Source organism: Bailinhaonella thermotolerans, assembly GCF_003594875.1.
Lineage (GTDB): Bacteria > Actinomycetota > Actinomycetes > Streptosporangiales > Streptosporangiaceae > Bailinhaonella > Bailinhaonella thermotolerans.
The window spans coordinates 84,391-103,975 of the sequence record NZ_QZEY01000007.1; the positions used below are offsets into that span (position 1 = coordinate 84,391).

At 73.8% G+C, this 19,585-nt stretch carries 21 protein-coding genes and 1 pseudogene; 4 read left to right on the forward strand and 18 right to left on the reverse strand.

Features of this window, described 5'->3' with window-relative positions:
• Positions 1-4 precede the first annotated feature (4 nt).
• Genes D5H75_RS19570 through D5H75_RS19580 form a run of 3 tightly spaced genes read right to left on the reverse strand, consistent with a single transcriptional unit; the run spans position 5 to position 4,527 of the window.
• Positions 5-2,419, reverse strand: a complete 2,415-nt coding sequence (locus tag D5H75_RS19570) for an MMPL family transporter (protein ID WP_202638318.1) — start codon at positions 2,417-2,419, stop codon at positions 5-7.
• Entirely contained in the window at positions 2,416-3,684 is a 1,269-nt protein-coding gene (locus D5H75_RS19575; RefSeq protein WP_119927945.1) for a WS/DGAT domain-containing protein, read from the reverse strand. The genes D5H75_RS19570 and D5H75_RS19575 overlap by 4 nt, the downstream gene beginning before the upstream one ends.
• A gap of 33 nt (positions 3,685-3,717) precedes the next feature.
• Positions 3,718-4,527 carry an HAD family hydrolase gene (locus D5H75_RS19580; RefSeq protein ID WP_202638319.1) on the reverse strand — a complete coding sequence of 270 codons (810 nt, stop codon included), beginning with the start codon at positions 4,525-4,527 and terminating at the stop codon, positions 3,718-3,720.
• Positions 4,528-4,780: 253 nt separating this feature from the next.
• On the opposite strand from D5H75_RS19580, the gene D5H75_RS19585 reads away from it, so the two are divergent.
• Positions 4,781-5,764 carry an esterase/lipase family protein gene (locus D5H75_RS19585; RefSeq protein WP_202638320.1) on the forward strand — a complete coding sequence of 328 codons (984 nt, stop codon included), beginning with the start codon at positions 4,781-4,783 and terminating at the stop codon, positions 5,762-5,764.
• Between the two features lie 200 nt (positions 5,765-5,964).
• On the opposite strand, the gene D5H75_RS19590 is transcribed toward D5H75_RS19585, so the two are convergent.
• The 7 genes from D5H75_RS19590 to D5H75_RS19615 form a co-directional block, all read right to left on the reverse strand.
• Positions 5,965-7,305, reverse strand: a complete 1,341-nt coding sequence (locus D5H75_RS19590; protein ID WP_119927948.1) for a dicarboxylate/amino acid:cation symporter — start codon at positions 7,303-7,305, stop codon at positions 5,965-5,967.
• A gap of 291 nt (positions 7,306-7,596) precedes the next feature.
• Positions 7,597-7,722, reverse strand: coding sequence for a putative leader peptide (locus tag D5H75_RS44625; protein WP_422674039.1), 126 nt, complete (start codon positions 7,720-7,722; stop codon positions 7,597-7,599).
• 175 nt (positions 7,723-7,897) lie between these two features.
• Positions 7,898-8,326 (reverse strand): lasso peptide biosynthesis B2 protein, encoded by a 429-nt coding sequence (locus tag D5H75_RS19595; protein WP_119927949.1) that lies wholly within the window; start codon positions 8,324-8,326, stop codon positions 7,898-7,900.
• Complete coding sequence (locus D5H75_RS19600; RefSeq protein WP_119927950.1) at positions 8,323-8,580, reverse strand: lasso peptide biosynthesis PqqD family chaperone; 258 nt, start codon at positions 8,578-8,580, stop codon at positions 8,323-8,325. Before D5H75_RS19600 ends, D5H75_RS19595 begins: the two co-directional genes overlap by 4 nt.
• Positions 8,577-10,412, reverse strand: a complete 1,836-nt coding sequence (locus D5H75_RS19605) for a lasso peptide isopeptide bond-forming cyclase (RefSeq protein WP_242454371.1) — start codon at positions 10,410-10,412, stop codon at positions 8,577-8,579. Before D5H75_RS19605 ends, D5H75_RS19600 begins: the two co-directional genes overlap by 4 nt.
• Before the next feature lie 36 nt (positions 10,413-10,448).
• A complete protein-coding gene (locus tag D5H75_RS19610) occupies positions 10,449-10,556 on the reverse strand; it encodes a keywimysin-related RiPP (protein ID WP_119927952.1) in 108 nt (35 codons plus the stop codon).
• Positions 10,557-10,838: 282 nt separating this feature from the next.
• Complete coding sequence (locus tag D5H75_RS19615) at positions 10,839-11,879, reverse strand: LLM class F420-dependent oxidoreductase (RefSeq protein ID WP_119927953.1); 1,041 nt, start codon at positions 11,877-11,879, stop codon at positions 10,839-10,841.
• Positions 11,880-12,231: 352 nt separating this feature from the next.
• On the opposite strand from D5H75_RS19615, the gene D5H75_RS19620 reads away from it, so the two are divergent.
• Positions 12,232-13,134: an endonuclease/exonuclease/phosphatase family protein gene (locus tag D5H75_RS19620; protein ID WP_119927954.1), complete on the forward strand. Its 903-nt coding sequence runs from the start codon at positions 12,232-12,234 to the stop codon at positions 13,132-13,134.
• A 183-nt stretch (positions 13,135-13,317) separates the two neighbouring features.
• Positions 13,318-13,491, forward strand: a complete 174-nt coding sequence (locus D5H75_RS41740) for a hypothetical protein (RefSeq protein ID WP_202638321.1) — start codon at positions 13,318-13,320, stop codon at positions 13,489-13,491.
• Between the two features lie 237 nt (positions 13,492-13,728).
• On the opposite strand, the gene D5H75_RS19625 is transcribed toward D5H75_RS41740, so the two are convergent.
• The 4 genes and pseudogenes from D5H75_RS19625 to D5H75_RS19640 all read right to left on the reverse strand — a co-directional run bounded on the left by D5H75_RS19625 (position 13,729) and on the right by D5H75_RS19640 (position 15,315).
• Complete coding sequence (locus D5H75_RS19625) at positions 13,729-13,932, reverse strand: DUF397 domain-containing protein (RefSeq protein ID WP_119927955.1); 204 nt, start codon at positions 13,930-13,932, stop codon at positions 13,729-13,731.
• A 58-nt stretch (positions 13,933-13,990) separates the two neighbouring features.
• Positions 13,991-14,089, reverse strand: a pseudogene (locus D5H75_RS44630) (DUF397 domain-containing protein); the annotation flags it as partial.
• Positions 14,090-14,179: 90 nt separating this feature from the next.
• Positions 14,180-14,431, reverse strand: coding sequence for a DUF397 domain-containing protein (locus tag D5H75_RS19635; RefSeq protein WP_119927956.1), 252 nt, complete (start codon positions 14,429-14,431; stop codon positions 14,180-14,182).
• A gap of 23 nt (positions 14,432-14,454) precedes the next feature.
• Positions 14,455-15,315 carry a helix-turn-helix domain-containing protein gene (locus tag D5H75_RS19640; protein ID WP_119927957.1) on the reverse strand — a complete coding sequence of 287 codons (861 nt, stop codon included), beginning with the start codon at positions 15,313-15,315 and terminating at the stop codon, positions 14,455-14,457.
• A 262-nt stretch (positions 15,316-15,577) separates the two neighbouring features.
• Between D5H75_RS19640 and D5H75_RS19645 the strand changes: the two genes are divergently transcribed.
• Entirely contained in the window at positions 15,578-16,057 is a 480-nt protein-coding gene (locus D5H75_RS19645; protein WP_147425221.1) for an ATP-binding protein, read from the forward strand.
• 223 nt (positions 16,058-16,280) lie between these two features.
• On the opposite strand, the gene aroQ is transcribed toward D5H75_RS19645, so the two are convergent.
• Genes aroQ through aroC form a run of 4 tightly spaced genes read right to left on the reverse strand, consistent with a single transcriptional unit; the run spans position 16,281 to position 19,525 of the window.
• On the reverse strand, positions 16,281-16,724 hold the full coding sequence (aroQ, locus tag D5H75_RS19650) for a type II 3-dehydroquinate dehydratase (RefSeq protein WP_119927959.1): 444 nt from the start codon (positions 16,722-16,724) through the stop codon (positions 16,281-16,283).
• Positions 16,721-17,797, reverse strand: a complete 1,077-nt coding sequence (gene aroB / locus D5H75_RS19655) for a 3-dehydroquinate synthase (protein ID WP_119927960.1) — start codon at positions 17,795-17,797, stop codon at positions 16,721-16,723. Before aroB ends, aroQ begins: the two co-directional genes overlap by 4 nt.
• A gap of 44 nt (positions 17,798-17,841) precedes the next feature.
• Complete coding sequence (locus D5H75_RS19660) at positions 17,842-18,345, reverse strand: shikimate kinase (RefSeq protein ID WP_119927961.1); 504 nt, start codon at positions 18,343-18,345, stop codon at positions 17,842-17,844.
• A 1-nt stretch (position 18,346) separates the two neighbouring features.
• Positions 18,347-19,525 (reverse strand): chorismate synthase, encoded by a 1,179-nt coding sequence (aroC, locus tag D5H75_RS19665; RefSeq protein WP_119927962.1) that lies wholly within the window; start codon positions 19,523-19,525, stop codon positions 18,347-18,349.
• Positions 19,526-19,585: the final 60 nt, after the last annotated feature.

Consider the following 19,585-nt stretch of genomic DNA (forward strand, 5'->3'; position numbering starts at 1 on the left):
GAACCTACGCCCGGCGTCCGGAGCGGAGGAGACCGCCCCCGGATCCCGCCGGGGCCGCCGCCGGCCGGCGTGCGAGGGCGGGGGCGAGGGCGCGGGGCAGCGGAAGGCGGGGGCGCGCGGGGGCGGGAGGTGGGTGGTCCGCGAGGCCGAGGCGCCGGCGGAGGCGGGCCAGGGGCGCCGGGGCCCACCAGTTGGCCGGGCCGGTCAGGCGCATGAACGCCGGGACCAGGAGGCCGCGCACCACGGTGGCGTCCACGAGGACGGCCAGGGCCAGGGCGAAGCCGTTGACCTGGAGCACCGCCACGCTCGCGAAGACCAGCGACCCCACGGTCACGGCCACGATGAGGGCCGCTGCGGTGACCAGGCGGCCGGTCCTGGCGATCCCGGCGACGACCGAGGCGGTGTGGTCGCCGGTGGCGAGGTACGCCTCCCTGATCCGGTCCAGCAGGAAGACCTCGTAGTCGATGGACAGGCCGAAGGCGACGGTGAGGGCCAGCAGGAGGGTGTTGGCCTCCAGCAGGCCGGCCACGTCGCCGGTGAGGGCGGACAGCCGGCCGTCCTGGTAGACCGCGACGACCGCGCCCAGGCCGGCGGTGAGGCTCAGCAGGCCCAGGAGCAGCGCCTTCAGCGAGGCCAGCAGGCCGCCGGTGAACAGGAACAGCATCACCAGCGTGGTCCCGGCGACGACGAGCAGCGCCGCCGGGAGGGCGTCGCCCACGGCGGACAGCGTGTCCACGGCCTGGGCCGCGCGCCCGGTGACCAGGCGGCGGCCCGGGGCGGGCAGGTCGCGGACGCGTTCGACGAGGCGTTCGGCCCGGCGGGACTGCGGGTCCGCCGCGCCCGAGACCGTGATCATGGTGGCGTCGCGGACCGCGAGGGCGGCGTGCGCGGGGCCGGGCGCCTCCACCCGCTCCCCGCGGGCGTATCCGCCGGTCGCCGTCCTGACCAGGAGGACGTCGGGCACGGCGGAGATCCACCGGGCGTACTCCCCCGCCCGCTCCGGCGGGACGCGGCCGGGGAGCACGACCACGAGGTCCCGGTCCACCGGCCGGTCGAAGTCGCGCCGCAGCCGGTCCGCCGTCGCGTGCGCCTCGGCGTCGCGCGGCAGCACCCGCTCGTCCAGGACGCCGAACCTCGCGTGGGCGAACGGCGCCGCCAGCAGCACGAGCAGGAGGGCGCAGCCCCCGCCCAGCGCCACCGGCCGCCGCGTCGCCGCCGTCGCCAGCCGCCGCCAGAACGCGCTCTCCTCGCGGTGGCCGTCCCGCTCCAGCCGGAACGGGGCCCACCCGCCCCGCGCCCGGCGCACCCGCCACGGGAACGCGCGCCGCGCCAGCCGTACGGCCAGCGGCGGGCGCGGCGCGGGGCGGCGCAGGCGGGCGAAGGGGTCGAGCCGGTCGATCCGGTCCCCGATCACGGCGAGCATCGCGGGCACGACCACGACCGCCGAGGCGGCGGCGGACAGCACCAGGATGATCGCGGTCCAGGCCAGCGAGCGCAGCGCCTCGACCGGGAACACCAGGAGCCCCGACAGCGCCACCGCGACCGTCGCCGCCGAGAACAGCACCGCGCGCCCGGCCGAGCGCATGCTCTCCTCCACCGCGCGCGGCACCGGCCGGCCCCGGGCGATCTCCTCCCGGAACCGGGTGACCAGGAACAGGCTGTAGTCGATCGCCAGCCCGAACCCGAGCGCGGTGGTCAGGTTGGGCGCGACCGCGGGGACCGCCATCGCCGACGACAGCAGCCGCAGCGCGGCCAGGGTCGCGGCGACGGCCAGCACCCCGATCACCGCGGGCACCAGCGCGGCGAACACCGACCGGAACGCGATCAGCAGGATCACCACCGTCAGCGGCGCGACCACGAGCTCCGCCACCCGCTGGTCGTCCCGGCTGCGCTCGATGATCTGCACGGTGGCCCAGGTCGGGCCGGCCGCGCTCACCCGCAGCGGCGGGGCCCGGCGGGCCACCGCGGGCACCAGGCGCTCCGCCGTGCGCGCGGCCGCCGCGGGGTCCCCGCCCAGGTCCACGGTGATCAGCGCGCCCCGCCCGTCCTTCGAGCGCAGGTCGGGCCGCCCCGTCGTCCAGTAGGACCGTACGGCGTCCACGCCGCGCCAGGCCGCGACGCGCCGCGTCAGCTCCCGGCCCGCCCGCGCCGTCCCGGGGGCGTCCACGGGCCCGGGCGCCCTGGCGTACAGCAGCAGGTCGGGCGGGCGGGCGCCGAACCGCTCGGCCAGCAGGCCGTCCGCCTCGCCGGACTCGGTGCCGGACGCGGTGACCTCGCCGTTGGACAGCCGCTCGTCGAGATCCGCGCTGAGCGCGCCCAGCGCGAGCCCGGCGAGGGCGGACACCGCCAGGAGCGGGACCGCGTGCGCGACCGACCAGCGGGCGAAGGCGGCGAGCGTCCCGGGCGCGCGCCGCCTCACGCCCGGGACGGCGCGAGCGCGGCGAGCGTGTGGGCCTCGTCGGCGAACGCGTCCGCCAGCGGCGAGAGGTACGGCCGGTGGGCCCCGTCGCCGGTCAGGCACAGGGTGTAGGCGTCGCGGTAGCGCATGAGGACCTGGAGGAAGCCCATGCGCGGGGTCAGGCAGCTGAACCCGCTCACCTCGCGGAGCACGGCCCCGCCCATGGTCATCGGCCGCGAGACCGGGACGTGCGAGCACAGCGTGGACCACAGGTGCGGGGCGGCGGCCCGCGCGGCGACCAGGGGCTGCGCGCGGGGCCCCAGGCGGGCGCCCAGGGCCAGGATGTCGGCCATCCCCGCGCTCGCGTCACGCTCCTTCAGGCGCGTGGTCGCCGCGTGCACCGCCCGCAGCCGCTCGACCGGGTCGGCCACGTCCACCGGCAGCCGCACGCGCAGGGTCGTGATCAGGTTGCCCACGGTGTTGTGGGCGTCCAGCGGCCGGATGTCGGCGGGCATGGCGCAGTGGACGCGGTCGTCGCGGTGCGGCGGGCCGAGCGCGCCGCGCACGCGCCGCAGCGCACCGGCCACGCAGGCGAGGTAGGCGTCGTTGGGCAGCGCCTTCACCCCGGGCAGGGCGCGGGCGGCGGTGTCGAGCACCTCGCGCGGCACCCGGGACCGGGCGACGGCGCGGTCGCCGTCCACGGGCCGGGTGCAGCGGTACGGCGCGGCGGGGACGGACAGCTCGGCCAGCACCGCCGCGGCCCGCCGCACACGCGTGGCCAGGGGCGCCGCGGCGGCGGGCAGGACGGGCACGTCGGAACGCGGCGGGCCGGGGGGCCGGTCGCAGATCTGCCGCACCAGCGTGACGAGCGAGATGCCGTCGAGCAGGGCGTGGTGCGCGAGGAGGATCAGCGTGAACTCGTGCCCGGCCGGGGCGGGCACGAGGTGCAGCCGCCACGGCGGCAGCCCGGGCAGCTCGGGCAGGGTCTGGGAGAGCAGGCGGCCGAGCAGGTCCTCCAGGGTCGCGCCGTCCGGGATCGGCGTCTCGACGACGCACCGGTCGAGGTCCGGCGCGGGCCCCTTCTCCCAGGCGTACGGCGGGCGGCCGCGGACGGGCCGGGCCATGCGCAGCCGCAGCCGGGGGATGCCCGACCAGCACCGGCCGACGTGCTCCCGCAGCTCCTTCAGCTCGGGGGGAACGCCGTCGAAGCCCAGGACGATGCAGATCGTCGCCGGGCTGCCGAAGCGGTCCTGGAACGCGGTCAGGATCGCCTCGGGCGTCGTCATCGGGAGGAGGCTACTGGGGGGCACGGGGCTCCTTCACTGGCCGGTGGCTGGATCGGGGACGTCCGGGAGGCCGGGGACGCCGGGGCTGTCAGGGATGTCGGGGCTGCCGGGGCCGCCGGGGCCGCCGGGCAGCAGGGGGATGACCTCGTCGAGGTGGTCCACGGTGCGCCAGGCGTAGGTGGCCAGCGGCTCGTTGCCGGGGCGGCGCACCAGGACCCCGTTGTCGGTGCCGGCGAACAGGCCGAGGTCGTGCTCGGAGTCGCCGACGACGAGCACCTCGCCGGGGGTCAGGCCGCGGCGGCGGCAGAAGGCACTCAGGTGACGGCACTTGGCCTGGCCGGGGTCCGGCTCGAACACGATGTCGGCCAGGCGGCCGTCCGCGTCGAAGCGGGCCGAGCAGCCGCTGTACCAGTCGCCGATGCCCAGCCGCCGGGCGATCGCGCGGGCGTAGACGTCCATGGAGGCGGTGATGAGGCAGATCGGCCAGCCCAGGGCGCGGGCGTGCCCGACCAGCCGGGACGCCTCCGGCCGGAAGGGGACGTACCGGAAGATCCCCTCCATGAGCTCGCGGGTCGCGCGCTCGCGGTCGGGCCACGACCGCATGAGGTCGGCGCGGACGCGGTGGTAGTCCATCTCCGGCGGTTCGGAGCCGCGCAGGTTGCGGAAGAAGACGGCGATCGCCTCGTCCCGCATGCCGAGGGCGCGCAGGATCAGCGGGTAGTAGTCGCCCTCCGTCAGCGTGCCGTCGATGTCCAGGGCGAGGCCGCGGAGCCGTCTCGCCCCGCGCGGCGCCCGCTCCGCCGCCGTTTCCCGGTCTCCCCCGATGACCTCGTGACGAGTCACGCGCTGCTCCTTCCCCTCGGGCGCGACTGGCGTGATGAGACGGAGCACGGCCGGACCACCGGCCTCCCCCGCGACCATCCCATTACCCACGGTCATCAATAGTAAACGGAAAGTAATCTCAACCTCATGCGCAACCCATGAACGCGCGTGTCGGCGAGGTCGAAACCCCCACGCGATCAGGGATGATGGCGGTACGTTACCAATCCATTACCGTGCCGTTACCGTCCGCCACGCTTCCTTCCGGAGGTCACCCGTGCGTGCCCACCCCGGCGTCGCCGCCGTCACCGCCGCCGTCTGCGGGGCCCTGCTCCTCGCCCCCGCCCGCCCGGCCCGCGCCGAGGACCCGCCGCCCTCCGGCAAGCCGCTCGCGAACTTCCCCGCGACCGTCGCGCTCTCGATGACCGACCCCGAGCGCTCGCCCGCGGGGGCGAACGACTGGTCCTGCCGGCCGACGCCGCGCCACCCGGAACCCGTCGTGCTCGTCCACGGGACCTGGGCCAACGCCTACAACTCGTGGAGCTACATGGCCCCGGCCCTGCGCCGCGCGGGCTACTGCGTCTTCGCGCTGAACTACGGCGCGCCCCGGGGCCGCGTCTTCAAGGCCACCGGCGACATCCGCCGCTCCGCCGCCGAGCTCGGCCGGTTCGTGGACCGCGTGCGGACCGCCACGGGCGCGCGCAAGGTCGCGCTGGTGGGCCACTCCCAGGGCGGCATGATGCCCCGCTGGTACCTCCGGTACGGCGGCGGCGCGAACCCCGCCGACCCCTCCCGCAACAAGGTCTCCCAGCTCATCTCGCTCGGCGCGAGCCACCACGGCACGTCGCTGAACGGGATCGGCAACCAGTTCCAGATGCTCGGCCTGGAGCGGCCCACGGGCGCGGCGCTGGGCACGGCCGCCCGCCAGCAGCTCGCCGGCTCGCCCTTCCTCGTCGAGCTCAACAAGGGCGGCGACACCGTGCCCGGCGTCCACTACACCGCGATCGCCAGCCGCTACGACGAGGTCGTGAACCCCTTCCGCCTGGCGTTCCTGTCGGCCGGGCCCGGGGCGACGGTGGACAACATCCTCCTGCAGGACGGCTGCCCGGCGGACCTGGCCGACCACCTCGACCTGATGTACGACCCGCGCGTGCTCCACCACGTCGAGCGCGCCCTGGCCGCCCGCGGTCCCCTGCCCCGCGGGTCCCGCGACGCCGTCTGCCGGCCCTTCCTCCCCGTCGCCGGCGTGCCGCTCCACTGACCGCTCTTCCCTCGGCGTACGGCCTGGGCCCGCCCTCCCCTGGGCGTACGGCGTGAGCGGGTCTTCTCCGGAGCGCACGGACCGGGGCGGCGGGGTCCGGGCATGAGAAAGCGGGAGGACCGCCCCGTGGGGGCGATCCTCCCGCTCTCCGGTGCGGCGGGACCAGGCCGTGCGCCGTGGCCGGTCCCGCCGGGCCCTCGTCAGGCGAGGGCGGGTTCCTTGCGCTTGGTCCCGGACTCCTGGCCGGCGTCCCCCGCCGGGGTGTCCAGGGTGTCGGCCGGGGCCTCGTCCAGGGCCTTGGGCGGCGCGTTGAAGATCGCGTCGTCCAGCAGGCCGTCGGAGCGGGCCACCAGGACCGGGACGACCGCCTGGCCGGTGACGTTGACCATGGTCCGCATCATGTCGATGACGCGGTCGATCGCGATCAGGTAGCCGATGGCCTCCAGCGGCAGGCCCGCCGTGGTCAGGGTCAGCGTGAGCGCCACGATGGCCGGGCCGGGGGTGCCGCCGGTGCCGAGCTGGCCGATGACGGCGGCGAGCGCGATCAGCAGGTACTGGCCGAGGCCGAGCTCGATGCCCTGGTACTGGGCGATGAAGACCGCCGCGACCGCCGGGTAGATCGCGCCGCAGCCGTCGAACTTGATCGTCGCGCCGAGCGGCACGGCGAAGCTGGCGTACGACCGGTCCACGCCGTTGCGCTCGACGGTGACGCGCTGGGTGATCGGCAGGGTGCCCAGGCTGGAGGCGGACACGAACGCGAACTGCATCGCGGGCCAGGAGTTGCGGAAGAACTTGACCGGCGAGACGCGGCCGAAGACGCGCAGCAGCACCGGGTAGCCGACCAGCAGCATCAGCGCGCCGGCGATGTAGATGGCCACGATGAACTTGGCCAGCGGCGCCAGGGACTCCGGTCCGTACGTCCCGACGACCCAGGCCATCAGGAAGAACGAGCCGATCGGGGTGAGCCGCACGACCCACCAGACGATCTTGCCCATGACCGCGTAGAAGTCCTCGAACAGGGCGGTCAGGCGGGCGCCGCGCTCGCCGACGGCCACCAGGGCCGCGCCGAGGATGGCCGCGAAGACCACGACGCCGAGCACGTTGCCCTCGGCCATGGCCTTGACGATGTTGGAGGGCGCCAGGTTCTTGAGCACCTGGACCCAGGTGACGGTCTCCGGCTCGGTGGTCTCGACGGCGAGCTTGCCGACGCCGGTGCCGGGCTTGAGGATCAGCGCCGTGGCCAGGCCGATGGCGACCGCGATCGCCGAGGTGATCACGAACCAGCCGAGGGTCTTGAGCGTGAGCCGGGCGACGTTGCCGACGTTGCGGAGCCGTCCGACGCTCACCACGATCGCGGTGAACACCAGCGGGACGACGACGAGCTTGAGCAGGCTGACGTAGACGTCGCCGATGGGCTTGAGCCAGTCGGTCGCCGCCTCGTCGCCGAAGACCGGGCGGATGACGGCGCCGACACCGGCGCCGAGCACGAGCGCGAGCACTGCCTGCTGCCAGAACGGCAGCTTCCAGACGCGAAGGTTCACTGAGGGAACTCCGAGGAGAAAAGGGGGAAATGGCGTCGAGGGAGGATGAATCCCGGACCATCGCCAGATGTACGGCGGCGCGACGCGGACGCGATCACGGTCAGGTGAACGGGTCGCACGGACCTCGATCAGCGTGAGCCGGTCACGTGAACCCGGTCACGTGGACTCGGTCACGCGGACGCGGTCACGGGGACCTGGTCCGCCGCGGGCACACCGTACAGAAGGAGAACCGCCGCGAACGGGACGGGGCGGTGCGAGAGAGGGCCCGGGCCGGAAACCCGCGCCGGAGAACTAGAGGCCGGCGTTCGGGTGGGAGGCTCGACACAGCACGCTGGCGACGCGGCACAGATCGACGTGCCGCCGCTCAACGAGCCAGACGCTCACCACGGAAAACCTCACGAGTAGATCCAACACCATCTCGCGCGGTGAATGTTCCCCAAACCACCCCAAATCAGGTCACAAAACGCACACAATCCCCCGAAGCCCTCGGACCGGCGAGCCCGTCTCCCTGGCCCGTCCCCGGACCGCGGCCTTCGCGGGGGGGCGGGCGGGCCCCGGGCACGAGGTGCGACGGGCCCCGCCGGACCCGCCCTCACCGGGCCCGGCGGGGCGGAACGGTGATCAGCGGGCTGAGATAGCCCGGCGGAGACGCCTCGCCGACGGGCAGGCCCTCCGCCTCGACCCAGGCGTGCGCGCCGAAGGGCGGCTTCGCCCGGACGCCGGCGCACCAGGTGGGCCACACGCCCCACATCCGGCAGAGCAGCGCGGTGGCCAGCGATCGGGGGAGGCAGCCCTGCGAGCCCAGGCAGGCCAGGCTCACCGCCAGCACGGCGTCCCTGGCGGCCTCGGCCCGGGCGTGGTCCGCGGGCCGGGCGCCCCGGCTGACGAGCGCGAGCACCGCGCGCAGCCGGCGGGGCGGCAGCCGGCTCAGCGGGAACGCCAGGCTCACCGCCGCCCGGGCCGCCAGCCGCCGCCGGAACGGCACGCCGTCCGGGCGTTCGAGCGCGCCGGGGACGCTCACGACGTGACCAGCCCGGCGGCCCGCAGTTCCTCCAGCAGGTCGCGCACGTCCGCCGCCGCCTCGCCGAGCCCCACCCCGAACTCCTCGGCCAGCGCCGCCGCGGCGCGCTCGGGCGGGTCCCCGGCCAGCAGCCGCCGCACGACGAGCGCGCCGGTCGGGTTGAGCTGCCAGTAGTCGCCGCTGCGCTGGTCCAGCAGCACCATTCCGTAGTCGGTCTCGGCGGTGGTCACGTCGGCGCCCAGCCGCAGGCTCATCGCGCCGCCTCCTTCCCGGCGTGCTCCAGGGTCCGCAGCCAGACCTCGCAGCCGATGGTCGAGTAGAGGACGGCCTGGCGCAGCTCCGGGGCGTCGGGGCGGCCGGCCAGGTCGCGCAGCGGGGCGGGGTCCACCAGCCCGAGCCGGGCCAGCCGGGAGTCCTCCCACAGGACCCGCAGGTCGGGGGCGTGGCGGCGCAGCCCGTCGGCGGCGTCGAGCGCGGCGGCCGCCTTCGTCGCGCGCCGCAGGCACTCGCCGGGCACGACATCGCGCATCGCGGCCGCCAGCAGCGGCTTGTAGCGCCACGGGCTCACCCGGTCCCCGGGGCGTACGGACAGGCACGCCTCGATCACGCGGTCGTCGAGGTACGGGGAGGTGAGCGGCAGGCCCGCCCGGGCACTGGCCTGCTCCCACTGGCGGATGACGCGGGAGCAGTCGTGGATGGAGTGCAGGTCGGCGTGGGCCCCGCGGTCCGGCGCCAGCGGCTCCGCCCCGGCCGCGGCCTCCGAGATCGCCTCGGCGGCCAGCCGTACGGCCTCGGCGGTGACCCAGCCGAAAAGGCGCGGGGGCGCGCCCCAGCCCAGCGCCCCGGTCACGGGAGGGGGCAGGGGGGCGCGCAGGTCGGCGGCCGAGTCCACCAGCCAGCGGCGGTAGGGACGGGAATCGGCGAGCGCCCGCGCCATCGGCCCCGCGGGCCAGTGGAACAGCGCCCGGAACCCGCGCAGCCGCCCGAGCGCCCACAGCGGACGGCGGCGCAGCAGCCCGTGGTAGGCGGCCTCGGAGCACCACGCCACGTGGTCGCCGCCGATCCCGGTGACGTGCAGCCTGCTGCCCATGGCGGCCAGCCGCGGCGCGTGCGCCAGCACCCGGGCCCGGTCCATCACCCCGATCGTGGGCTCGTCGAGCGTGTCGTCGATCTCCAGCAGGCCCGCGTAGACCAGCGGGGACTCCTCGGGGGGCCAGACGACGTGCTCGACGCCGGGCAGGCGCGCCGCCGCGCGCCGCGCCCACTCCAGGTCGTCGTCGGCGGGGTCCCGGCCGGGCCAGGTGGAGGCGATGAGCCGCGCCTCCCGCCGGGCGGCGGCCAGGAAGCACAGCGAGGTGGAGTCCAGGCCGCCGGACAGGTCGAGGCTGACCGTCCCCCCTCCCCGGGTGCGCACGGCGACCGCCTCGTCGAGCGCGGCGCGGACGCCGGGGGCGGCCTCCGCCAGAGTCCGGACCGGCTCGGGCGGAGCCCACCAGCGGCGGTGCCGGGTGGTGCGCCCGTCACGCTCGACGAGCAGGTGATGACCCGGATCGACCGCAGTGACACCGTGCCACAGCGGCGTCCGGCCCAGGGGGTGCGGCACCGGCCAGAGCAGGCGCACGGCGACCTGGCGCTCGTCGAGCCCGGCGCCGATCGCGGCGGCCAGCACGTCGGCCCGGTCGGCGGCGACCGCGAGGCCGTCCACGAGCGCGTGGAACACCAGCCGCAGCCCGGAGGCGGTGCCCTGGACCCGGCACCGGCCGCCGAGCGCGGCGACCAGATGGAAGCAGCCGGGCAGGGTGAGCGCGAGGGCGTCCAGGGCCGCCAGGTCGCGCAGCCGTGCCGCCTCCGCGGCCAGCCGTCCGGCCGCGGCCGGGCAGCGGCCGATCACCGCCAGCCGGGCGTCGCCGGCCTCGGCCACCGCGATCTCGTCGTCGGGCCAGCGGCCGACCAGCCAGGGCCGCCCGGAGGGGTGGCGGAGGACGCGGGTGTCCGGGCCGCTCAGCACGGTGGCCACGGCGGGGCCGGGCGCGCGGTCGGGAAGGACCGCGAAATAGGCCCCGCCGTGGCCGGGCCGGCTCAGCACGCCCACCGGCGTGGCAGCCGGGTCACGGGGATCGCCTCAGTTCTTGCTGAGGATCAGCCGGTCGTTGCCGCTCCGCTGCAGCAGGCCGGTGACCTTGCGGAAGGAACCGGCCGGTGTCAGGCGGGGCTTCTCGTAGCGCTTCATGTGCTCCCTTTCCGTCGAACGGGCGGCGGCGATGTCCGCGCATCACGCCTGGTGCCCGGCGCCGCCTGAGCCGGGCGGCGCGATCGCGGAACCGGGTCGATTCTCACGCCGCCACCCAGCCGCGGTCGAGCGTGCCGACAATTCACGAAAGGGCATGGAAAGGGAGCGATATATGGTTTCAATTTCGGCCGGATAATCGCCGTGAAACGTACGATCAGAGCGGCCGGCGGCGAGCGAAGTGTCACCTGTCGGCGACAGTCGCCCGTCAGCCGGGGCCCACGGTCAGGAGGCCATCTCCTTGACCTTCTCGATGAGGCGGATGCGCTCCTCGTGCGTGCCGGCGACGGGGGTGACGTTGAGGGTGGTGACGCCCGACTCCTTCATGGCGGCGATGCGGTCGCGCACGAAGCCCTCGGAGCCGACCAGGGACATCTTCTCCAGCAGCTCGTACGGCACGAGCTTGGCGGCCTCGTCCTTCTTGCCCTGGAGGTAGAGGTCCTGGATCCGCTCGGCCTCCTTCTCGTAGCCGTAACGGCGGGCGAGGTCGTTGTAGAAGTTCTTGCCCTTGGCGCCCATGCCGCCGATGTACAGCGCGAGCATCGGGCGGCCGAACTCCAGGTACCCGGACACGTCGTCGCCGATGGCGAGCGTGGCCTGGGCGACCACGTCGAGCTCGCCCAACTCCGGGTCGCGCTTGGCCTTGCCCGCGGCGAGGGCGTCGCCCCACACGTCGGCGGCCTTCTCCGGGACGTAGAAGATCGGCTCCCAGCCCTCGGCCAGCTCGGCGGTCATCTCCACGTTCTTCGGGCCGATCGCCGCGACGATGATCGGGATGCGCTCGCGCACGGGGTGGTTGATGAGCTTGAGCGGCTTGCCCAGGCCGGTGCCCTGCCCGGCGGGCAGCGGGATCTGGTACTGCCTGCCCTCGTGGACCAGGCGCTCGCGCTTCCACACCTTGCGGCAGATCTCGATGATCTCGCGGGTGCGGCCGAGCGGGGCGGTGTACGGCACGCCGTGGAAGCCCTCGATGACCTGCGGCCCGGACGCGCCGAGGCCCAGCACGAACCGCCCGTCGGACACGTAGTCCATGCCCGCGGCGGTCATCGCGGTCAGGGTCGGCGTCCGCGTGTAGATCTGCAGGATGCCCGAGGCGATCTGGAGCCGCTCGGTCCGCGCGGCGATGTAGCCCATCTGGCTCACGGCGTCGAAGCTGTACGCCTCGGCCACGAAGACGATGTCGAGCCCGGCCTTCTCGTAGTCGGCCAGCTCGTTGACGGTCTCCTTGAAGCCCCCGGAGTAGTTGAGAGCCATCCCGATGCGCATCCGCGACTTCCTTCCGCCCGGGCCAGAATCTTATTCGGTTTCCTGTGCCACGAAGCGTATCGCGCCCGCGCCGCGCTGCCAACGAACGCCGGGCGTGCCGTACGCCACCCTCCCGCCCCAGCTCACGCCGTACGGCTCGCGCCGGCCGCTCATCACGGCTCACCGCCGGCGCGGCTCGTGCCGTACGGCTCGCGCGAAGGCCCGGCGGGGCGCGGCGGGTGTGAGGGGCGGGGGCCGGCGGGCATACGGGAGGGGGGTTCGGGCGGGTTGTCCACAAGTGGGGCCGGGCGATTCGACGGCCCGCGGGCCGGACGCCTAGCCTTCCAGGACGGGGTCGGGGAAAGGAGCGGACATGCACAGGGGTCCCCTCATCGGGGTGGTCGCGGGCCTCCTGACGCTCGTGCTGGTCGGTCACGGCATGCTGCCCGCGCTCAACGGCGTGACGACGGTGATCGAGAGCTTCCTGCCCTGGCTGGGTCTGCTGGTGCCGGTGCTGCTGGCGGCCGCGATCCACGCCCGCTCGGGGGCGGCCCTGGCGATCGTCGCGGTGTCCGCGCTGGTCTGGGGGGTCATGTTCGTCCCCGACATGCTGCGCGGCGAGCGCGGCGGGCCTTACGACGTGCGCGTGGCGACCGTCAACGTCGGTGCGGGCAACAAGGACCCGCGCGCGACGGTCCGCGCCGTCGCCCAGGACAAGCCGGACATCCTCGCGGTCCAGGAGATCACCGCGGCCTCCCGCGAGCCCGTCCACAAGGTCCTGGAGAAGCGTTTCCCGCACCACTACTCGGTGGGCACCGTCGGCCTCTGGAGCCGCTGGCCGCTGCGCCAGACCCAGCGCGTGGACCTCGGCCTGTCGTGGACCCGCGCCGTCCGGGCCGAGGTCGCCACGCCCAAGGGCCCCGTCACCGTCTACTCCGTGCACCTGGCCTCGGCCCGCCCCGGCGAGACCGCCGACCGCGACAAGACGCTGACCGCCGCCGCCCGCCACGTGAAGGCCGACAAGAGCGCGCGCCTCATCCTCGCCGGCGACCTCAACACCGCCACCACCGACCGCCGCCGCGCCGACCTGGTCCCCCCGCTCAAGGACGCCCAGGAGGAGTCCGGCACCGGCCTCGGCTTCACCTGGCCCGCCGCCTTCCCCATGACCCGCCCCGACCACATCCTCTACCGGGGCCTCGCCCCCGTGAGCGCCAAGGTCATCAAGGCCCCCAACACCGACCACCGAGCCCCCATAGCCGACCTCCGCCTCACCTGACCCCGCCCGCCCCGCACAGGCCGGGCCGAGGGATCACCACGCCTCGTGATGACGCGGAGGCCGATCGTGGCCTGACCGAGACGGACGGCTGGCCCGAATCGAATCGCGGGCAAATCGCGAGCATGTAGATTTACTCCAGATTTGTCCGGATTTCACCAGGTCGGTCTTAGCCAAGAGAGGGACATGCCGCCCTTCCTCGTCGCCGTCATCGCCTTCGTCATCGCCACGATCCTCCTCATGGCAGGGGTCGTCGCCCTGGGGGCGCTCGTCGGACCGGTCGAACTGTCCCTCATCCCGTTGATCTCGCTCGCCGTGGCCGTCGTCGCCGCCCGGCGCACCCGCCGCTCCCAGCGATAACCCCGGCGAACCGGCGCGCCCCGCAGGGCCATGCCACCCGATCGCGCGCCCCCGAGACCGGCGCAACAGACAGTCCCACAACCTCCGGCCCGGCCCCTCGACCAGCAATGACCCAAGCACCCCCAAGCGCCCCCTCTCCTCGCCGTGATCATGCAGTTTTAATCACACCCTGTGCGCAAAACTGCATGATCACGACGAGATGAGCGGACCGCCGCGCCCCCGCACGAGGTTGGTGGGTTATGTGTTGAGGGCCTTGCCTTGCTTGATCGCTTGCACGAAGGCTTGCCACTCGTGCCTGGTGTAGGACAGCACCGCCCCGCCGGGATTCTTGCTGTCCCGTACGGCGACTCCGCCCGCCTGCCATGCGATCTCGACGCACTGGTCGGCCTCGCCGCTGTACGAGCTCTTAACCCACACGCGCTCTTTCGGCTCCTGGCTCATTTGACGTCCCCTTCCGAACCAGCTGATGGGTATGTCCGGCGAGGTGGTCGCGGTCGAATCAGCTCTCCTTGATCACCCGCAGGAAGGCTTGCCACTCGTGCTTCGTGTAGGACAGCACCGCCCCGCCGGGATCCTTGCTGTCCCGTACGGCGACGCCGGCCCCGGGACAACGTGACCACGACGCAGCCCTCGGTCTCGCCGCTGTAGGAGCTCTTCATCCAGGATTCTCTGGCCACTCGCGGCGAAGTCAAGGTGTGTTTCGTTCCGTCCGCGAGTCTTGTCGCATCATCGCTAGGCGTTCTCGGTCGAACTCGCCCTCCTTGACCGAGCGTACGAACACATCCCACTCATGATCCGTATACGCCAGCACGGCCCCGCCGGGATTCTTGCTGTCGCGTACGGAAACGCCGTCCTCGGTCACCGTCACCTCGACACAGCCCCCCGAGTCTCCGCTGTAGGAGCTCTTCACCCAGACACGATCCTGCGATCCATGGCTCACGCGACGTCTCCCTCCGGCACCGGTCAGAGCTCATCGGCTTTGGCCTGGATCAGCTCTGCCGACCGCTCAGGCGAGAGTGCGATCCCGGCCAGTTGGCCGAACATAAGCGTATATCGGCGCACATCATCAGGGTCTTCCAGCGCGAGACCGCTCGTGGCCTGTTCCAGGTAGACCACATCCGCGTCATCGGGATCGGGAAACTGCATGATCGAGAAGTCACCTTCCATCGACGCGTGGGCGCCTGCGGTGAACGGCAGTACCTGAATCGTGATGTTGGAGTGCCGGCCAAGACGCAGGAGCTGGTGGAGTTGCTCCCGCATCACCTCCGGACCACCCACCCTGCGGGCGAGCACGGCCTCGTCGATGACGACCCACAGATGAAACCGCTTCTCGTCGACAAGTCGCCGCTGCCGCACCTGCCTGACACGGACGCGCTCGTCAACCTGCTCTTCGCCCAGGGTCAATTCGATGGCGCGGATCACGGCCCGGGTGTACTCCTCCGTCTGAAGCAGGCCGGGGACGAGTTGGCTGTGATACTTCCGAACCGCCTCCGCCTCGGACTCAAGGCCGAGGTAGACGCCGAAGCCGCTCTTCAGCGCCATTCTCATCGGCCACCACCAGCCTCGCTGCCGAGCGTCTTTCGCCAGAGTCATCAGGTGTTCTCGCTGCTCGTCGCCCACCTGGTAGATGTCCAGCAGCACCCGCAGGTCGGCAGGGCGTGGGATGCGATCCCCGCTCTCGTATCGCGCGACCGTCGAGGCGTTGAACGCTTTCCCCGACCGGGCCACTACCTGTTCCAGGGTCAGGCCGTGCCTGTCCCGCAACTGGCGGAGCTGCTGCCGTAACCGTCGAGCGCGAACAGTGGGACTTGACCTGTCGGCCATGGGAAACCTCCGGGGCGACGCCTGCTCCGCGGGAGCCAACCACTAGAAAGTGGGAACTTTCCAAGTTGGCTTGCTCCATGTGTTTACGGTGTGCATGCTTATGGTGCCACTCCGTGACAGCGATGCGTCGCGGTTATGGGAATCTTCCAGGCACTGCCGCTAACGACGCCGAGGGAGGCGCAGCATGCAGCCCGCCAGCAGCCCGGTTCTTCCGATGATCAGTCCATCTCCTCCCCTGCCCTTGGACGAGGAGTTGCACATCATGGTCAGGCCCCTTCTTCCGGGTACGGCGGCGCGGGAGGCTCGGGGGGTGGTGCGGGGGGAACTGGAGCGGGAGGGGATTCCGCCTGACGCGGTGTCGGACGCGGAGACGGTGGTGGCGGAGCTGGCGGGGAACCTCGAACTGCACGGCGCGCCGCCGTACGAGATGCGGGTGCTCAGGCTCGGCCGGATCCCGGCGTGGTGCGAGGTGGTGGACAGCGATCCCGACCTCGGCGAGATCCCGCGCATCCTGGCCCGGCTCGGGGCGCCGGGGCCGCCGGACCTGCTCACCGAGTCGGGGCGGGGGCTGCTGCTGGCGCACGCCCTCACCGCCGGGCACTGCCGGGCCTACCGGACGCGCACGGTGTCGCGGGACACTCCGGCGAAGGCCGTGGCCTTCTCGCTCCCGACCGCCGCCGGCCCCCGCGTGCTCTGCCCGCCCCTCCTCGACTTCGGGCGGCGCCTGCTCCGCTTCGCCTGATCGGCGACCGCCGCGCCGGGCCGTCGCCCGCCGCCGCGCCGCGCTCACGCCGCGCAAGGGACGGGACGCCGCCGCGCCTCCCGGCGTCGGATGCCACCGTGCCGCGCCCCGCCACCTCGGCCGCGCCCCCGCCACCTCGGCCGCGCCCCGCCACCTCAGGGCACGGGACGCCGCCGCGCCTCACCCACGTCGGATGCCCCCGGGAGGGGGTGCTCGCCGGGGGTCAGCTCGCGGCGGTGGTGAGCTCGGCGATGGCGTGGAGGGCGAGGCGGTAGGACATGAGGCCGAAGCCGGCGATCGTGCCGGTGGACACCGCCGCCACGACCGAGGTGTGGCGGAACTCCTCGCGGGCGTGGGGGTTGGAGATGTGGACCTCGATGAGCGGGGCCGTGCGCTGGGCGATGGCGTCGCGCAGGGCGTAGGAGTAGTGGGTGAACGCGGCGGGGTTGAGGACGACCGGGGTCTTCCCGTCGATGGCCTCGTGGATCCAGCGGACCATCTCGGACTCGTCGTCGGTCTGCCGGACGTCCACGGACAGGCCCAGCCCGCGGCCCGTCTCGCGGCACATCTCGGCCAGGTCCGCGAGCGTCTGCGAGCCGTAGACCTCGGGCTCGCGCAGGCCGAGGCGGCCCAGGTTGGGGCCGTTGAGCACAAGGACCCGGGTCATCGCGCGATCTCCTGGTAGGCGGCCTCCAGGAGGGACTCGGCGGGGTCCTCCAGGCGGCCGGGGCGGGCGAGGTCGTCGAGGACGACGAAGCGGAGCATCGCGCCCCGGTTCTTCTTGTCCACGCGCATGTGGTCGCGGAGCGACGGCCAGGCCGCGCCGCCGTACGCCGTGGGCAGGCCGACCGAGGTCAGCGCCTTGCGCTGGCGTTCGACCAGGTCGCCGGGGGTACGGCCGGCGAGCAGGCCGAGGTTGGCGGCGTACGTCATGCCGATCGCGACCGCCTCGCCGTGCCGCATGCGGTAGTCCTCGGCGCGCTCGATCGCGTGGCCGAGGGTGTGGCCGTAGTTGAGGATCTCGCGCAGGTCGCTCTCGCGCAGGTCCTCACCGACGACGTGGGCCTTGACCCGGATCGAGCGCTCGATCAGCTCCCGGGTGTGGCGGCCGTGGGGGACGCGCGCCCCCTCGGGGTCGTCCTCGACCAGATCGACGATCGCGGGGTCGGCGATGAACCCGGCCTTGATGATCTCGGCGAGACCCGCGACGTAGTCGGCGCGCGGCACGGTCTCCAGCGTGGCGAGGTCGCACAGGACCCCGGCCGGGGGGTAGAACGCGCCGACGAGGTTCTTGCCCTCGGGCGTGTTGATGCCGGTCTTGCCGCCGACCGCCGCGTCCACCATCGCCAGCAGCGTCGTGGGCACGAGCACGACGCGCACCCCGCGCAGCCAGGACGCGCCGACGAACCCGGCCAGGTCGGTCGTCGCTCCCCCGCCCACGCCCACCACGGCGTCGGTCCTGGAGACCCCGTGCCTGCCCAGCTCGGACCAGAGCGCGCCCGCGACCTGGAGCGACTTGGCCGCCTCCCCGTCAGGGACCGGCAACGGGACCACGGTGTGGCCGGCGGAGGCCAGCGCCTCGCACACCGGCCGCGCGATCATGCCCAGCCCCTCGCCGTGCACGACCGCCACCGTGCGCACGCGCTCGCCGAGCAGGGACGGCAGCTCGCCCAGGACCCCGGTCCCGACGACCACGTCGTACGGCCTCTCGCCCCGCACGGTGATCCGCGTGGCGCTCACATCAAGCTCCTCGAAGGTTGGGGTAGGGACGGCTCGCGCCCGGCTCAGGCGAGGGCGTCGGCGACGGCCTCGGGGGTGAGCCCGTCGGTCTTGACGGTGATCGTGGCCAGCCGCTCGTAGATGGGGCGGCGGGCGTCCATGAGCCGCTTGAGCTGGCTGCGCGGGTTGAGGACCAGGAGCGGGCGGGCGCTGCCGAGGCCGACGCGCTGGACGGCGTCGGACAGGCCGACCTCCAGGTAGGCGACGCGGTGCCCGGCCAGGCGGGCCTGGGTGTCCTCGTTCAGGACGGCGCCGCCGCCGAGGGCCAGGACCCCCGGGTGCTCCTCCAGGGCCCGGCGTACGGCCTCGGCCTCCAGCTCGCGGAACCGCTCCTCGCCGTCCTCGACGAAGATGTCGCTCACCGGCTTGCCGGCGACGGCCTCGACGTCTTCGTCGGTGTCGCGGAACGGCACGCCGAGGCGCTCGGCCAGCAGCCGGCCGACGGTGGACTTGCCGGAGCCGGGGGCCCCGATCAGGACGAGCGCGGGGCGGGTCACTTGATCACCCATGTCACTTGATCACCAGGGAGGACAGGTAGCCGGACAGGTTGCGGGCGACCTCCTCGACGGAGTCGCCGCCGAACTTCTCGACCGCCGCGTCGGCGAGGACCAGGGAGACCATGGCCTCGGCGACGACGGCGGCCGCGGGGACCGCGCACACGTCGGAGCGCTGGTTGATGGCCTTGGCGGGCTCGCCGGTGAGGACGTCGATCGTGGACAGCGCGCGGGGCACCGTCGAGATGGGCTTCATCGCGGCGCGGACGCGCAGCGGCTCGCCGTTGGTCATGCCGCCCTCGACGCCGCCCGCGCGGTTGGTGATCCGGCGGACGCCCTCGGGGGTGTTCTCGATCTCGTCGTGGGCGGCCGAGCCCCGGCGGCGGGTGGTCTCGAAGCCGTCGCCGACCGCGACGCCCTTGATCGCCTGGATGCCCATGAGCGCGGCGGCCAGGCGGGAGTCCAGGCGGCGGTCCCAGTGGACGTAGCTGCCCAGGCCGGGCGGCAGGCCGTACGCCAGCACCTCGACGACGCCGCCGAGCGTGTCGCCGTCCTTGCGGGCGGCGTCGATCTCCTCGACCATGCGCCTGGACGCGTCGGGGTCCACGCAGCGCACCGGGTCCTCGTCCACGGCGGCCAGGTCGCCCGGGCCGGGCACGACGCCGTCGGGGGCCTCGGCCGTGCCGATCGACACCACGTGGCTGACCACGGAGACGCCGAGCGCCTGGTGGAGGAACCGGCGGGCCACCTCGCCGAGCGCGACGCGGGCGGCCGTCTCGCGCGCGGAGGCGCGGTCGAGGATCGGGCGGGCGTCGTCGAAGCCGTACTTCTGCATGCCGGACAGGTCGGCGTGCCCGGGGCGGGGCCGCGACAGCGGGGCGTTGCGGGCCTGGCTCGCGAGGACCTCGGGGTCCACCGGGTCGGGCGACATCACCGTCTCCCACTTGGGCCACTCGGTGTTGCCCACGCGCACCGCGACCGGGCCGCCCTGGGTGCGGCCGTGCCGGACGCCGCCGACGATGCTCACCTCGTCGCGCTCGAACTTCATCCGCGCGCCCCGGCCGTAGCCGAGACGGCGGCGGCGCAGCGCCTCGTCGATGTCGGCCGTGGTCACCCCGACCCCGGCGGGCAGCCCTTCGAGAATCGCGACGAGTTCAGGGCCATGCGACTCACCCGCGGTCAACCAGCGCAGCATGGGACAAGTCTGCCAGCAGCGGGGAGCGCCCCGTGCCCGGCGTTCATCAGGCGAGATGCG

Bases quoted from the DNA above. Each gene is read 5' to 3' on its own strand.
- D5H75_RS44625 (WP_422674039.1), bottom strand. From the start codon at position 7,722: ATGGTGTTGGATCTACTCGTGAGGTTTTCCGTGGTGAGCGTCTGGCTC.
- D5H75_RS19660 (WP_119927961.1), bottom strand. From the start codon at position 18,345: ATGGGTGATCAAGTGACCCGCCCCGCGCTCGTCCTGATCGGGGCCCCC.
- D5H75_RS19575 (WP_119927945.1), bottom strand. From the start codon at position 3,684: ATGACGACGCCCGAGGCGATCCTGACCGCGTTCCAGGACCGCTTCGGC.
- D5H75_RS19610 (WP_119927952.1), bottom strand. From the start codon at position 10,556: ATGAAGCGCTACGAGAAGCCCCGCCTGACACCGGCCGGTTCCTTCCGC.
- D5H75_RS19620 (WP_119927954.1), top strand. From the start codon at position 12,232: ATGCACAGGGGTCCCCTCATCGGGGTGGTCGCGGGCCTCCTGACGCTC.
- D5H75_RS19640 (WP_119927957.1), bottom strand. From the start codon at position 15,315: ATGGCCGACAGGTCAAGTCCCACTGTTCGCGCTCGACGGTTACGGCAG.
- aroQ (WP_119927959.1), bottom strand. From the start codon at position 16,724: ATGACCCGGGTCCTTGTGCTCAACGGCCCCAACCTGGGCCGCCTCGGC.
- D5H75_RS19600 (WP_119927950.1), bottom strand. From the start codon at position 8,580: ATGAGCCTGCGGCTGGGCGCCGACGTGACCACCGCCGAGACCGACTAC.
- aroC (WP_119927962.1), bottom strand. From the start codon at position 19,525: ATGCTGCGCTGGTTGACCGCGGGTGAGTCGCATGGCCCTGAACTCGTC.
- D5H75_RS41740 (WP_202638321.1), top strand. From the start codon at position 13,318: ATGCCGCCCTTCCTCGTCGCCGTCATCGCCTTCGTCATCGCCACGATC.
- D5H75_RS19645 (WP_147425221.1), top strand. From the start codon at position 15,578: ATGGTCAGGCCCCTTCTTCCGGGTACGGCGGCGCGGGAGGCTCGGGGG.
- D5H75_RS19625 (WP_119927955.1), bottom strand. From the start codon at position 13,932: ATGAGCCAGGAGCCGAAAGAGCGCGTGTGGGTTAAGAGCTCGTACAGC.
- D5H75_RS19615 (WP_119927953.1), bottom strand. From the start codon at position 11,879: ATGCGCATCGGGATGGCTCTCAACTACTCCGGGGGCTTCAAGGAGACC.